This window comes from uncultured Gemella sp. (assembly GCF_963515875.1).
GTDB lineage: Bacteria > Bacillota > Bacilli > Staphylococcales > Gemellaceae > Gemella.
Genome location: NZ_CAUPZX010000046.1, coordinates 1 through 14,497, shown reverse-complemented (window position 1 = coordinate 14,497; position 14,497 = coordinate 1). Strand labels below are relative to the sequence as shown.

Here is a 14,497-nt window from a genome sequence, read left to right as displayed (position 1 = left end):
CAATTTCAACCAGTAGAAGAAAAAAAACCAACAAAAGTAGAATATGCTGCATACTTGAATGAAAAGAAAGAAAAAGATGCTAAACGTAATGACATCATAAAAAAATTAAAATAAAAAAAATAAAAAAGAAAAAAATAGAAAAGCTCAAAAACAACAACCTGCTATTATTGAAGCTCCAACAGAAGAATCAATTTCAGAAGATACTATTTTAGTAAAAGATGGAATGACAGTTGGTGAACTTTCAGAAGCTTTAAATGTAGGTTCAACTGAACTTATAAAAAAATTATTCATGGAACTTAAAATAATGGCGAATATTAACCAGTCTCTTACTTTAGAGCAAATAGAGTTAATCGCCATGGATTACGGTAAAGAAATCCAAGAGGAAGTAGAAATTAATAAAGAAGACTTAGATCTTTACTTTGAAGTTGAAGATGCAGAAAAAGATCTTAAAGAACGTGCTCCAATCGTAACAATAATGGGACACGTTGACCACGGTAAAACAACACTATTAGATACAATTAGAAATTCTCGTGTTACAGCAGGAGAAGCAGGTGGTATCACTCAGCATATCGGTGCTTATCAAGTACGTGCTAAAGATAAAAAAATTACATTCTTAGATACACCAGGGCACGCTGCATTTACAACAATGCGTGCGCGTGGAGCTAAAATTACAGACGTAACTATCTTAGTTGTTGCTGCAGATGATGGTGTTATGCCTCAAACAATCGAAGCTATCAACCATGCTAAAGCAGCTGACGTGCCTATTATTGTTGCTGTTAATAAAATGGATAAACCACAAGCGAACCCTGATAGAGTAATGAATGAATTAGTAGAATACGGACTAATCTCAGAAGAATGGGGTGGAGATACAATCTTCGTACCAATCTCAGCTCTTAAAGGTGAAGGTATCGATGAGTTATTAGAGAATATTTTATTAGTAACAGAAATGCAAGAATTAAAAGCTAATCCTAATCGTTTAGCTTTAGGTACAGTTATCGAAGCTAAACTTGATAAAGGTCGTGGAGCTGTAGCTACATTATTAGTGCAAAACGGAAGTTTAAATGTTGGAGATCCGCTTGTAGTAGGTAATACATTTGGTCGTGTTCGTGCTATGATTAATGATCGTAGTAAAAATATTCAAACAGCTAAACCATCTACTCCTGTAGAGATCACAGGTTTACAAGACGTTCCAAATGCAGGAGATCGTTTTGTAGTATTTGGAGATGAGAAAACCGCTCGTCAAATCGGTGAAAAACGTCAGCAACAATACATTGAAACTACTCGTCAAGCAAGTTCAGCTGTTTCACTAGATACATTATTCGAACAAATGAAACAAGGTGAGATGAAAGATCTTAACATTATTATTAAAGCAGACGTCCAAGGTTCTGTTGAAGCATTAGCTATGTCATTAGCTAAAATCGATGTTGAAGGTGTTAACGTACGTATTATTCACACTGGTGTTGGTGCGATTAATGAATCTGATATTACACTAGCAGTAGCATCTAACGCTGTAGTAATTGGATTTAACGTACGTCCTGATAATAATGCTAAACAGATGGCACAAACTGAGCAAGTAGATATCCGTCTACACAGCATTATTTATAAAGTTATCGAAGAAATCGAAGCAGCGATGACAGGATTATTAGATCCAGAATTCGTAGAAAAAGTTATCGGTCTTGCAGAAGTACGTCAAGTGTACAAAGTATCTAAAATTGGTACAATTGCAGGTGCTTATGTAACTGAAGGTAAAGTATCACGTGATGGTAAAGTACGTGTAATCCGTGATAGTGTAGTAATTTACGAAGGTGAAATTGATACATTAAGAAGATTTAAAGATGATGTTAAAGAAGTACAAAGCGGTTATGAATGTGGTATGACTGTTGAAAACTTCAATGATATTAAAGAAGGAGATGTCTTCGAAGTATACATCATGGAAGAAGTTAAAAAATAGGAGGCAAACTTTATGTCAGAACTGAGAGTTAACAGACTTGCAGAACAAATAAAAAAAGAAATTACTTATGTATTAGCTACAAAAGTTAAGAATCATGATTTAGGATTTGTTACTGTAACAGAAGTTGCTTTGACAGGAGATTATTCTCAAGCAAAAGTTTTCTACACTGTTTTAGGTGGAGAACGTGAAAAAGAAAAAACAAAAGAAGCATTTAAGAAAATTAAAGGTTTCGTGAAAAGTGAAGTTGCTAAGAAAATTAAAATTAGAAAATTTCCAGAACTTATTTTCCAATATGACATAACAGCCGAATATGCTTTGCATATTGAAAGTTTAATCGCTAGTGTTAGTAAAAAGGATAAGGATGAAGAATAATTAGAATAGTGGAGCGATTTTATTATCGTATTTGCAAAAAATTCTTTGATTAAATCGCCCCAGCATAGCTTATTTTCCAATTAAATAAAAAAGAAGATTAGCTATGATTTCTAACAATATATGTTTGAAATTTTTTGAATTTATTTAGACAGTAAAATTCAATATTTCAAATTTTTAGTAAAATAAAAATTTTTAAGGAGAATATAATGTTACAAGTAACTAATTTAGGTTTACGTTTTGCAGATAGAAAATTATTTGAAGATGTAAATATAAAATTTACAAATGGTAACTGCTACGGTTTAATCGGAGCTAATGGAGCAGGTAAAACAACATTTTTAAAATTATTATCTGGTGAAATAGATTCACAACAAGGGCATGTTTCTTTAGGGAAAGGTGAACGTCTTGCAGTACTTCGTCAAAACCACTTCGCTTATGAAGAAAACAGAGTTATCGATGTTGTAATGATGGGTCATGAACGTCTATGGGATGTTATGAACCGTAAAAATGAAATCTATATGAAAGATCCATTCACTGAGGAAGATGGAATCGTCGCTGCTGAACTTGAAGGTGAGTTTGCTGAAATGGATGGTTGGACTGCAGAAAGTGATGCGGCACAACTTCTTGAGGGATTAGGGATTGCTGTAGAATTCCATGATATGCTTATGGGTGAGCTTGATAATGCTATTAAGGTTAAAGTTCTTTTAGCTCAGGCGTTATTCGGTAATCCAGATGTGCTTCTTCTGGATGAGCCTACCAACGGTCTTGATATTAGTGCAATTAAGTGGTTAGAAGAATTCTTAATTAACTTTGAGAACACTGTTATCGTAGTCAGTCACGACCGTCACTTCTTAAATAACATTTGTACGCACATTTGTGACTTAGACTTTGGTAAGATTCAACTATATGTTGGTAACTACGATTTCTGGTATCAATCTAGTCAACTTGCTAGAAGAATGGCAGAAGACAATAACAAGAAAAAAGAAGAGAAAATTAAAGAATTACAAGAATTCATTGCACGTTTCTCAGCGAATGCTTCTAAATCAAAACAAGCAACAAGTAGAAAGAAAATGCTTGATAAAATCACTCTTGACGATATTAAGCCAAGTAGCCGTCGTTATCCATATGTTCGTTTCACACCAGATCGTGAAATCGGAAATGACTTACTTATTGTTGAAGGTGTAAGTAAAACTATTGAAGGCAAAGAAGTATTGAACAATGTAAGTTTCACTGTAAATCCTAATGATAAAGTTATCCTTTTAGGAGATGAAGTTTCTAAAACTACTTTATTAAAAATTCTTGCTGGTGAAATGGAACCAGATAGTGGAACAGTAAAATGGGGTATTACTACTTCTAGAAGTTATATGCCAAAAGATAACTCTGAATACTTTGAAGGGTTAAAACTTTCACTAGTAGAGTGGCTTCGTCAATATGCTTCTCCTGAAGAAGAAAGTGAAGCATACTTACGTTCATTCCTAGGAAGAATGTTATTCTCTGGTGAAGAAGCACTTAAACGTGCTCATGTACTATCAGGGGGAGAAAAAATGCGTTGTATGTTGTCTAAAATGATGTTATCTAAGGCTAACGTTATTCTTTTAGATGAACCTACAAACCACCTTGACTTAGAGTCTATTACAGCAGTCAACGAAGGTATTATTGCATTCAAAGGTTCTGTATTCTTCACATCTCACGACTATGAATTTATTCAAACAATTGCAAATAGAGTAGTTGAATTAACACCTGAAGGTGCAATCAACAAAGAGATGGATTATGAAAACTATCTAAGATTTAAAGGGATTATAGATTAAATAAAAAAGGAGGAGATATACTGTTTAGGCATATCTCCTTTAAATTCATGTTAAAAATTTATTTTCTCAAAGATTATTTTGGTAACTTCATTAAATGCAGCTATTTCTTCTTCTGAAAACCTATCAAATTCGATAGAATCTATATCAAGTAAGGCTACAGCCTTGTCATTTTGTATAATCGGAATTACTAACTCACTATTAGTGTCACTATCGCATGCAATATGGCCTGGAAACTTATGAACATCTTTAACATAAATAGTTTCGCGGGTAGTGTAACAGTGACCACATACACCTTTATGAAATGGAATACGAGTACAGGCAATTTTACCTTGGAATGGTCCTAAAACTAAATTATTGTTAACTTCATCTAACAAATAAAATCCAACCCAGTTTGTATTTGGCAAGTATTCTTTGTATAGAGCCGATAAATTAGATAAATTAGTAACTAAATTGTCCTCTTCTGATACTAATGCTGTGGCTTGTGCTATAAATAATTGTTTATTTTCTACTATATTCATTACTATACCTCATAAAATAGACTTTTTACTATTCTCTCATAATAGGTAAAAAAAATAAAGTGATAAGTATGGTGATTATTAAATAATATTGTTTAGAAAGTTTGTAATTATATTTCGATAGTATATAATTAATTATATTTTGAATTTTTATGTTTTATCCAAATTATTTAGTTATAACTTTGAAAAAAATATTGAAAAAATTTTAAAAAAATGATTGAAACGCTTTGTTTTTTATGATAAAAATGGTATAATTTTGTTAGGTTATTGTATTAATAAACGTAAAAAAATTAAATATAAAATTTCAGGGGGAAGATATATGACATATATATTTTTATTTGTGTGTATCCTTGTTCTTGGAGGAGTAGTAGCACTATTCATCTTTAGAAATAGGAAAAAACAAGATTTATACCCTCTTTTAGTTATGAAAGATGAGCTAGAAAGAGAAACACTATCTGATGATTTGAAAAAAGTAAAAGCACTTGAAATTGCTGGTAAGGCTGAAAAGCTTTATGCGCAATGGGAAAGTGAATGGTACGAAATTCAAAGTATCGATATTGAAGAACTTGACAGAGATCTTTATAGTGCAGAAACTTATATTGATAAATTTAATTTCAAACGTGCTGATGAAATTATAATGAACAGTGGTGAATTAATAGCGAATATCAAGGATAGAATCGCTGGAATTAGAAAAGAAATTAAAGAATTAACAGAAGTTGAACCTAGAAATAGAGAACTATATGAAGAAATCGTTGTTGAGTACAAAGAGCTTAATAGAGAACTATTAGCAAAACGTCATCAATATGGTGCAGCAGCTGAACAATTTGAACAAAATATCAAAGAAATAGCTCCACAACTTGATGACTTCAAACTTCTAACATCTACAGGAAAATACATTGAAGCTCAAGATAAGATTAATTCTGTGAAGGAACTAATTACTAGTCTAAAAGAAAGAATGGAAGTTTTACCTGATTTGTTAAAAGAAATTGAAAAAACTTGTCCTGCTCAAATTCAGTCTTTAAGGCTTAAAGTTGAGGAAATGGAGAAAAAAGGATTTAAACTAACTCACTTAGAAATTTCTAGTAAAATAGAAAGTAGCGTGTGGCAACTTAGTGATGCTCGCGAAAAAGTTAAATCTGGTGATGTTGATTTAATTGAAAATATTCTTGATGGAATATACGATGTTATCGATGAGGTATCTAACGACCTTAAAAAAGAACTTGAATATAAAAAATATATTGAAGAAAATTATAGAGAGATTACTAATAAACTTGAATTACAAGATAAATTAAATGAAGCTCTTTACAATAATATTCAAGAAATAAAAAATAGATATCAAATTTATCAAAAAGATGAAGAAATGGTAGCTAATTACTATGATGAATTGAGTGAATTACTTGATGTTAAACACGATATTGATGTTTATATTAATAATCAACCAAAATTAAATTATAAAGACTTGAAAGAAAAAGTAGAATTATTAGGTCAAGGATTAGAAAAAATCGAAGAAGATCAGACAAACTACTCTAGATATTTAACAAGTCTACGTGAAGAAGAAGGTCATTCACGTGACAAACTTATCTTCATTAATCAAGAAAAAGAAGTTATTAAACGTAAGCTTGATAATTCAAGAGTGCCAGGATTTAGTGATAGATTTATAGTTTTATATAAAGATGTTACTGATAGTTACAGATATGCTATTGAGGAACTTAAAAAAGAACCAATTAACATTGATTTATTAAAACGTGCTGTTGCTGAAGCAGAAGAATCACTTGATATTTACTCATCAGAAGTTAATAATATTCTTACAGATATCGAACTAATTGAGAAACTTATTCGTTATGCAAATAGATATAGAAAAGATAATATTGAATTCCACCAACAATTAACTGTTGCTGAGCAATATTATAGAGAATATCGCTACAACAAAACTTTAGAAATTATTAGAAATTCTTTAGATAAGGTTGAACCTGGAGCATACGAAAGAATTAGAAACTCAGTTAAACCAAGATAATATTTTTAAAAAAGCCTTAGTCTTGAAAATAAGATTAAGGCTTTTTCTTAATAAGAAAGCTATTCAAAATTTGTATTAGTAATAAAACTTTGAATAGCTGCATATAAATTTATTTTCTTTTAAGATTGAAATATCCTAAACTAGCAAAGTAAAATATTGCTTCAATAGTTGCTATAAAAAATGTAGTAGGTAAGGATGTATAATAAGAAAGAGTTATCCCAGCCCATGTACCAGTTAGAGCAAATAAAATTGATATAGCAATCATTAAACCGACTTTGTTAGTCAGATATCTAGCCGCACTTGCTGGAACAGTAAGTAATACGAACATAAGTAATGCACCAACCACCGGTACAGTTATACTAGTTGCTACAGAAAGCAATACTAGGAAAAATATAGATATAAATTTTCCGTTCAGTCCAAGCGCACGAGCACCAATAGCATCAAATGAGTCAAATTTGATTTTTCTATAAAATAATGAAAGTAATAATATTACTGTAAAAGCTAGTGTAAAAATTATTTTCACGTCATCTCTAGTTATTGATACCACGCTACCGAAAAGTATGTTATTAACGTAACTTGTACTTTTTGGTGTTAAGGATAGAAATAGCAATCCTAATCCTAGAAAAATTCCTAACATTACACTTACAGTAGCTTCTCTTCTAAATGCTTTAACACTAAGGTGACCTACAAGATAAGACATAGTAATTGTGAATATTAGTAAACCGTATATTGGATTAATACCTAAAAAAACAGCAAATGCCGCACCAGCAAACCCAACATGAGAAAGTGTATGTGATATGAATGACATATTTCTAGCCATAACAAACACACCTATATATCCTGCCATTATAGCTACAATAGTTCCAGCTATAAAAGCGTTTTGCATAAAATCATAATTAAGCATAATTGTTATCTCCTACATAATGTTTGCAAAGTTTTAAGTTGTTCTGTTCTCTATTATAATCATCAATACTAATAAATTTATAGTTATTTTCTTCTAAGTACAAAATTTTATCGACATATTTTTCATTAATGAGTGATAATTCATGAGTTATACACAAAGTTATGATGTTTTCTTTTTTTGTAATATCATTTAAAAGAGTCATACATTCAAGTTCACTACTTTTATCTAAATTTGATGTAAATTCGTCTAATAGTAATAAGTTAGGTCTATTAACTAAAGCTTGAGCTAAGAAAACACGTTGTTTTTCTCCACCAGAAAGCGTTCCGATAGATTTATTTTGTAGTTTAAGAGAATTAGTTAGTGTTAATGCATTGTTAATACTTTCTTTTTCATATTTATTTAGCCAAGGAAAGAAACCTTTTAGAATAGGAAGTGAAACAAAATCGCGAGCGGATAATGGAAGTTCTTCGTCAATTTGTCTAAATTGGGGTACATACCCTAGGGAAGGTTGATATCCAATAAATGTAATTTCTTTAGATTTGTTTAACTTTTCCAGAATATTATTAAGTAGTGTAGTTTTACCAACGCCATTTTTACCAACTATTGCAACGACTTCTCCAGGTATACATGAGAAAGAAATATTGTTTAGTATTGTTTTATCTCCTATAGAATAAGTGAGATTTTTTATAATTAATTCAGTCATAAAATCTCCTATGTTAAATTTATTTTTAATTCTAATGTATAAAAAAGAAGAGATACGATTTAGAATCTCTTCTTTATATTATACTACATATTTATAATATGTGAAGACTAATTTTTAATCTTCGTATTAATGTTTATGTTCTTTCTCATCATCGTGATCTTTTTCACCGTGAGAGTGATTGTGAGAATGTCCTTCATGTGAGTGACCTTCATGACCATGATCGTGAGAATGTCCTTCTTCAGCACCTTCTACGTGAAAAGCTTTTTCACCAGCACCACCGTTAAGAATTTCTTCTAGTTTATTGTATTGATCTAACATCCATTCTATATAAGTTTTTCCATCTGGTTGAGTTTCAGTAACGTTAAGAACTGGAACTTTATTTTGTTCAGCAAGATGAATTAAACCTTCTATAGTTTTATTAGTAGTTTGAACATTATTGACGATTAATGATATTTGTTTAGATTTGATTTGCTCTTGGATTGTTTTTAAATCTTGTGGAGCAGGGTCGTTACCTTCCTCAGTAGCTTGTGCTAATTTTTTAACTTGATCAGTTGTTTTGAATCCTAAAGAATCCACGGCATATTCGAAAACTGGTTCAGTAGTTAGAACGAATTTTCCATTTGCTTTTTCTTTTAGTGATTTAATTTTATCAGTAATTTTTGAAAGTTCTTTTTTATAGTTATCTCTATTTTTTTCATAGAAAGTTTTATTAGAAGAATCTTTTTCTGATAAAACTTTAGTAAGTTCATCAGCAACTTTACTCATTACATCAGGATTATACCAGATGTGTTCATTTTCTCCATCTTTAAGTCCTAATAATTTTGCACCATCAATTTTTTTGATGTCTTTACTGTTAGCAGTAAGTTTTTCGAACCAAGAATCATAACCACCACCATTAAGAATAGCAATGTTAGCATCAGCAACAGTTTTTGCATCTTGAGCAGTAGGTTCAAAATCATGAGGATCAACAGAAGTAGAACTTATAATAGAAGTAACATCTGCTTTATCTCCTGCGATACTTTTTGCAACTTCAGCATAAAAGTTTACTGAAGTAACAATTTTAGTTTTGTTTCCAGAGTTAGTAGCTCCAGAATTTGTTTTGCTAGAGCATCCGACTAATATAATAGCGAATGCAGCAATAATTGAAATTAATTTTAAAAATTTTTTCATTATTAATACTCCTCCGTTATTCGTAATAATTACGTTCTAATAAATTATAATACTACTTAATAAAAAAATCAAGACCTTAACCGAAATAATTTTGATTAATGAATAAATAGTTAAATTAGAATTAGGATATAAATAGTATTTGATTAAAATTTAAATAAATAATAAGTACAATAATATAGTATAAATATGGTAAATTCCCAAAGTAAGTTTATAGTATAAATATTGATTAAAATATATTAAAATACTTGATTTTTAGTTGCTAATGCTATATAATTAATAAAGTTGAGTAAAAATCAACAAAAATATAACACACGACATTTGAGTAGCTGCTCGGTGCATTTATGTTTGCAGTAAGCTTAGAGAATGTCGGAGGAAAAAACCAAGGAGGAAAATAACTATGGCAGTTATTTCAATGAAACAATTATTAGAAGCTGGTGTACACTTCGGTCACCAAACAAGAAGATGGAACCCTAAAATGGATAAATACATCTTCACAGAAAGAAACGGTATCTACATTATCGACTTACAAAAAACAGTTAAGAAAGTTGATGAAGCATACGAATTCGTAAAATCAGTTGCTGATCAAGGCGGAAAAATGTTATTCGTAGGTACTAAAAAACAAGCACAAGATGCTATTAAAGAAGAAGCTGAAAGAAGTGGTCAATACTACATCAATCACCGTTGGTTAGGTGGAACTTTAACTAACTACAAAACTATTAAAGGACGTATTGACAGAATCGCTGAAATCGAAAAAATGGAAGCTGATGGAGTATTCGAAGTATTACCTAAAAAAGAAGTTATCGAATTAAGAAAAGAATACGATAAATTAAACAAATTCCTAGGTGGAATTCGTGAAATGAAAGGTATGCCAGATGCAATCTTCGTAGTAGATCCTAAGAAAGAGCACAATGCAATCGCTGAAGCTAAAAAATTAGGAATTCCTGTAGTTGGTATCGTAGATACAAACTGTGATCCAGATGATGTTGATTATGTAATCCCTGCAAACGATGACGCTATCCGTGCGGTTAAATTATTAACAGCTAAAATGGCAGATGCTTTTGTAGCTTATAACGAAGGAAACATCGAAGGAACTGAAGAAGCTTTCGTAGAAGAAGTAGAAGCAACAGAAGAATAATTTCAATTTAAAAATTAAAATAAAAATAATTAATAATATAACGGAGGCAAATCAAAATGGCACAAATTACAGCTAGTTTGGTAAAAGAATTAAGAGAACGTACTGGTGCTGGTATGATGGACTGTAAAAAAGCACTAACACAAACAGATGGAAATATCGATGCAGCAATCGACTACCTAAGAGAAAACGGTATTGCTAAAGCAGCTAAAAAAGCTGACAGAATCGCTGCAGAAGGTCTTTCTTACATCGAGGTTAAAGGTAACAAAGCTGTTATCTTAGAAATCAACTCAGAAACTGACTTCGTTGCTAAAAACGAAAAATTCGTTGCTTTAGTAAAAAATGTTGCAGAAGCTATCTTAGCAGCTGAACCAGCAACATTAGAAGAAGCGCTTCAAGTAGAAGCTCAAGGTGGAACTGTAGAAGCTGTAATTAATGAAGGAATCGCTACAATTGGTGAAAAACTTTCATTAAGAAGATTCGAAGTTGTAACAAAAACAGATGCTGACGCATTTGGTGCATACTCTCACATGGGAGGAAGAATTGGTGTTCTAACTCTTGTAGAAGAAAGCACAGATGAAGAAGCAGCTAAAGATGTTGCAATGCATATCGCAGCATTAGCTCCTAGATACCTAGACGAAAGCGAAGTACCAGCTGACGTACTTGAGCACGAGAAAAAAGTATTAACTGAGCAAGCATTAAACGAAGGAAAACCAGCTAACATCGTTGAAAAAATGATCGTTGGTAGAATTAACAAATTCCTAGAAGAAATCACAGTTGTTAAACAAAAATTCGTTAAAGATGATAGTTTCACTGTAGAAAAATTCGTAGCATCAAAAGGTGGAAAACTTACTAAATTCGTACGTTACGAAGTTGGTGAAGGTATCGAGAAAAAAGAAGATAACTTTGCTGAAGAAGTAATGAGCCAAGTTAACGCTAGCAAATAATAATTCTCTATTTAATATATACTATTAAAAGAGGTTAAGCACACACTTCTTGTGTGTGCTTTTTTAAAAAATGATTATAGTAGAAACAATAATGTCTGTAATTTATTAGGAGGATAGAAATGGCTACTAAATATAAAAGAGTTTTATATAAGCTTAGTGGTGAAGCACTAGCAGGTGGAAAAGGATTTGGAATTGATTCAGAAGTTGTTAATAAAATAACTTCACAAATCGTAGAAGTAGTTAAACAAGGAGTAGAAGTTGCTATTGTTGTTGGTGGTGGAAACATCTGGCGTGGAAAAACTGGTGAAGAGTTAGGAATGGAACGTGCTACAGCAGATTCAATGGGTATGCTTGCAACAGTTATGAATTCATTAGCTTTACAAGATTCATTAGAACAAAAAGGTGTTGATACACGTGTGTTAACATCAGTTGAGATGAAAGCAATGGCTGAACCGTATATTAGAAGACGTGCGATTAGACACTTAGAAAAAGGTCGTGTTGCTATATTCGCAGCTGGAATAGGGAATCCATATTTCTCTACAGATACTACAGCAGCATTACGTGCTAAGGAAATTGGTGCAGAAGCTATATTAATGGGTAAAAATGGGGTAGATGGAGTATACTCAGCGGATCCAAAACTTGACAGTACAGCAACTAAATATGATAAGTTATCATATATGGATATTATGAACAAAGGGTTAACAATAATGGATTCTACAGCAATTACATTCTGTATGGATAATCACCTGCCAATTATTGTCTTTTCAATAGATGATGCAGATAATATTGTTAAAGTTGTTTCTGATTCTAATTTAGGAACAATTATTGAATAAAATTAATATTAGGAGTTTACAATTATGCCTGAACAAATTATGAATAATTTAAACGAGAGAATGGAAAAAGCTATTGCTAGTTTACGTCGTGAATTAGCGTCAATTAGAGCTGGTAAAGCTAGTGCAGCTGTTTTAGACAGATTAACAGTTGATTACTACGGAGTTGCAACTCCAATCAATCAAGTAGCAGGGGTATCTGTACCTGAACCAAAAATGCTTGTAATTTCTCCATACGAAAAAACTTTATTAGGAGATATTGAAAAAGCTATTCAAGCGTCTGATTTAGGATTGAATCCTTCGAATGATGGATCAGTTATTCGTATTGTATTCCCAGCTTTAACAGAAGAACGTCGTAAAGAACTTGCTAAATTAGTAGGAAAAGAATCTGAAGGAGCTAAAGTTGCTGTACGTAATGTTCGTCGTGATGCAATGGATGCTATTAAAAAATTAGAAAAAGCTTCTCAAATTACTGAGGACGATTTAAAAGGATATTCTGATGATATTCAAAAAGTTACTGACAAATTCGTAGCTGAAATTGATAAAGTAACAAAAGAAAAACAAGATGAGTTAATGAGTGTATAATATTATGGAAATGACAGAGGTAATTGCTAAAATTAATTCACTTAACGCTACAAAAAAAGAGCGTGAATTAACTACTGAGGAATCAGAAGAATTAGCTAAATATAGACAATTATATTTACAAAATTTTAAAGCTAATATGAGAAATATATTAGAAAATACTAAAGTAATTAATGAAAATGGAGAAGATATAACTCCTAAGAAGAAAGGAGAATAACAATGAGTGCAACTGCAGTTACAATTTTAGTTGGAGCAATTTGTTTACTTGCTGGTGTTGTTGGAGGTTTCTTCCTAGCAAGACGTAATTTCATGAACTACATGGAAAAAAATCCTCAAATCAATGAAGATATGGTTATGAGTATGATGAGTCAAATGGGACAAAAACCATCTCGTAAAAAAATCAATCAAGTTATGAGCAATATGCAAAAAGCACAAAAACAAGCTCACAAACAAATGAAAAAATAATATATAAAAAAGCAGATGTCTTTAATGAACATCTGCTTTTTTGTACGTATATAAAATTCATAGAATGAACGGATTTACTATTTATAAATAGAATATAGAATTTTGTAAAATTTCTAGATAACTAGTATTATATAAATTCATTTTCCGATGAAGATTTAATTTCTATTTGATTTTCTGTAACAGGATGAGGGAAATTGACTTTTAGGGCTCCTAAATACATTTTATCATACTTATATCCATCTTTAGAGTATAGTTTATCTCCAATTATAGGAACTCCAATCGCCGCTAGATGAACTCGTATTTGATGCGTACGACCAGTATCTAATGATATAGTTACAGAAAATTTATTTTGATCTAATTTCGTGCAACTAAGAATATTAGTTATAGCATTTTTTCCATTTCTAGTCACAGCCATTTTATTCTTTTCTTTACTATCTCTTCCAATATTAGTATTTATAGTTTGAGGTTTAATATTATTTTTTATTAAAGCTGTATAGTATCGTTTAATTTCTCTTTGTTCTAACATTTGATCAAGTTTAGCTTTAATTAATGGAGTTTTAGCTAATATTACTAATCCATAAGTATCTATATCAAGTCTATGTATAGGCTCTAGATAGTTATAGTCAGATATTAGGTAATTCACTAAAGTATCATTTTCTATCACTATATCATTTGGATGTGTTTTAATCCCGAAAGGTTTAGATACGATTAATAGATATTCATCTTCATACTCTTTTTTTATCGTTATTGTATTATTAGAAATATAATTAGAAGAACCTAAATCGATGTTTATTTCTAAAATATCGTTAGCATATAATTTTGTATTTAAAGCCGCTTCAATATTATTAATTTTTATTGTTTCTTTATCATGATGACTATTCATTCTAATAGTGTGTATATTTTTTTTAGAAATCTTTAGGAATTGGCTTAAATAGCTTTCTATGCTATCGAAATCTTGAGTAATTTTAAATTTCATTGAGACTCCTTCTTAATGCTTTATTTATTACTATTATTATATACCAAAAGTAAAATTTATGAAAGTATAATAAAATGTGTAAATGTCAATATAAAAATGTACAAAAGTGACAAAATAAAAATGTACAATTA

14 protein-coding genes and 1 pseudogene are annotated in these 14,497 nt (G+C 30.9%); 10 read left to right on the top strand and 5 right to left on the bottom strand.

The window, feature by feature from the left end:
* Positions 1 to 112: 112 nt before the first annotated feature.
* The 3 genes and pseudogenes from infB to RWL85_RS07445 all read left to right on the top strand — a co-directional run.
* Positions 113 to 1,951: pseudogene (gene infB / locus RWL85_RS07455) on the top strand (translation initiation factor IF-2); the annotation flags it as partial.
* Between the two features lie 12 nt (positions 1,952 to 1,963).
* The gene (gene rbfA, locus RWL85_RS07450) at positions 1,964 to 2,323 is read left to right on the top strand and encodes a 30S ribosome-binding factor RbfA (RefSeq protein WP_314086660.1); all 360 of its coding nucleotides are present in this window, start codon (positions 1,964 to 1,966) and stop codon (positions 2,321 to 2,323) included.
* A 206-nt stretch (positions 2,324 to 2,529) separates the two neighbouring features.
* Positions 2,530 to 4,128 (top strand): ATP-binding cassette domain-containing protein, encoded by a 1,599-nt coding sequence (locus RWL85_RS07445; protein ID WP_314086658.1) that lies wholly within the window; start codon positions 2,530 to 2,532, stop codon positions 4,126 to 4,128.
* 50 nt (positions 4,129 to 4,178) lie between these two features.
* On the opposite strand, the gene RWL85_RS07440 is transcribed toward RWL85_RS07445, so the two are convergent.
* Entirely contained in the window at positions 4,179 to 4,646 is a 468-nt protein-coding gene (locus RWL85_RS07440) for a GAF domain-containing protein (RefSeq protein WP_314086657.1), read from the bottom strand.
* Positions 4,647 to 4,962: 316 nt separating this feature from the next.
* Between RWL85_RS07440 and RWL85_RS07435 the strand changes: the two genes are divergently transcribed.
* Positions 4,963 to 6,657, top strand: coding sequence for a septation ring formation regulator EzrA (locus tag RWL85_RS07435; protein ID WP_314086655.1), 1,695 nt, complete (start codon positions 4,963 to 4,965; stop codon positions 6,655 to 6,657).
* Between the two features lie 109 nt (positions 6,658 to 6,766).
* On the opposite strand, the gene RWL85_RS07430 is transcribed toward RWL85_RS07435, so the two are convergent.
* The 3 genes from RWL85_RS07430 to RWL85_RS07420 form a co-directional block, all read right to left on the bottom strand.
* Entirely contained in the window at positions 6,767 to 7,561 is a 795-nt protein-coding gene (locus RWL85_RS07430; RefSeq protein WP_314086652.1) for a metal ABC transporter permease, read from the bottom strand.
* Positions 7,554 to 8,264, bottom strand: a complete 711-nt coding sequence (locus RWL85_RS07425; protein ID WP_314086649.1) for an ATP-binding cassette domain-containing protein — start codon at positions 8,262 to 8,264, stop codon at positions 7,554 to 7,556. Before RWL85_RS07425 ends, RWL85_RS07430 begins: the two co-directional genes overlap by 8 nt.
* Positions 8,265 to 8,390: 126 nt before the next feature.
* Positions 8,391 to 9,434: a metal ABC transporter solute-binding protein, Zn/Mn family gene (locus RWL85_RS07420; protein ID WP_314086646.1), complete on the bottom strand. Its 1,044-nt coding sequence runs from the start codon at positions 9,432 to 9,434 to the stop codon at positions 8,391 to 8,393.
* Between the two features lie 397 nt (positions 9,435 to 9,831).
* Here RWL85_RS07420 and rpsB point away from each other — a divergent pair, with 397 nt between their 5' ends.
* From rpsB to RWL85_RS07390, 6 genes are all read left to right on the top strand, one after another.
* Entirely contained in the window at positions 9,832 to 10,569 is a 738-nt protein-coding gene (gene rpsB / locus RWL85_RS07415; protein ID WP_048801949.1) for a 30S ribosomal protein S2, read from the top strand.
* A 56-nt stretch (positions 10,570 to 10,625) separates the two neighbouring features.
* A complete protein-coding gene (gene tsf, locus RWL85_RS07410) occupies positions 10,626 to 11,513 on the top strand; it encodes a translation elongation factor Ts (RefSeq protein ID WP_314086639.1) in 888 nt (295 codons plus the stop codon).
* A 119-nt stretch (positions 11,514 to 11,632) separates the two neighbouring features.
* On the top strand, positions 11,633 to 12,346 hold the full coding sequence (gene pyrH / locus RWL85_RS07405; RefSeq protein WP_314086637.1) for a UMP kinase: 714 nt from the start codon (positions 11,633 to 11,635) through the stop codon (positions 12,344 to 12,346).
* Positions 12,347 to 12,370: 24 nt separating this feature from the next.
* A complete protein-coding gene (gene frr / locus RWL85_RS07400; RefSeq protein ID WP_314086634.1) occupies positions 12,371 to 12,928 on the top strand; it encodes a ribosome recycling factor in 558 nt (185 codons plus the stop codon).
* Positions 12,929 to 12,932: 4 nt separating this feature from the next.
* Positions 12,933 to 13,142, top strand: a complete 210-nt coding sequence (locus RWL85_RS07395; protein ID WP_314086632.1) for a DUF896 domain-containing protein — start codon at positions 12,933 to 12,935, stop codon at positions 13,140 to 13,142.
* 2 nt (positions 13,143 to 13,144) lie between these two features.
* Entirely contained in the window at positions 13,145 to 13,390 is a 246-nt protein-coding gene (locus tag RWL85_RS07390; RefSeq protein WP_314086629.1) for a YneF family protein, read from the top strand.
* 127 nt (positions 13,391 to 13,517) lie between these two features.
* Here RWL85_RS07390 and RWL85_RS07385 read toward each other — a convergent pair whose 3' ends face one another.
* Positions 13,518 to 14,366, bottom strand: coding sequence for an RluA family pseudouridine synthase (locus RWL85_RS07385; protein WP_314086627.1), 849 nt, complete (start codon positions 14,364 to 14,366; stop codon positions 13,518 to 13,520).
* Between the last annotated feature and the right edge of the window lie 131 nt (positions 14,367 to 14,497).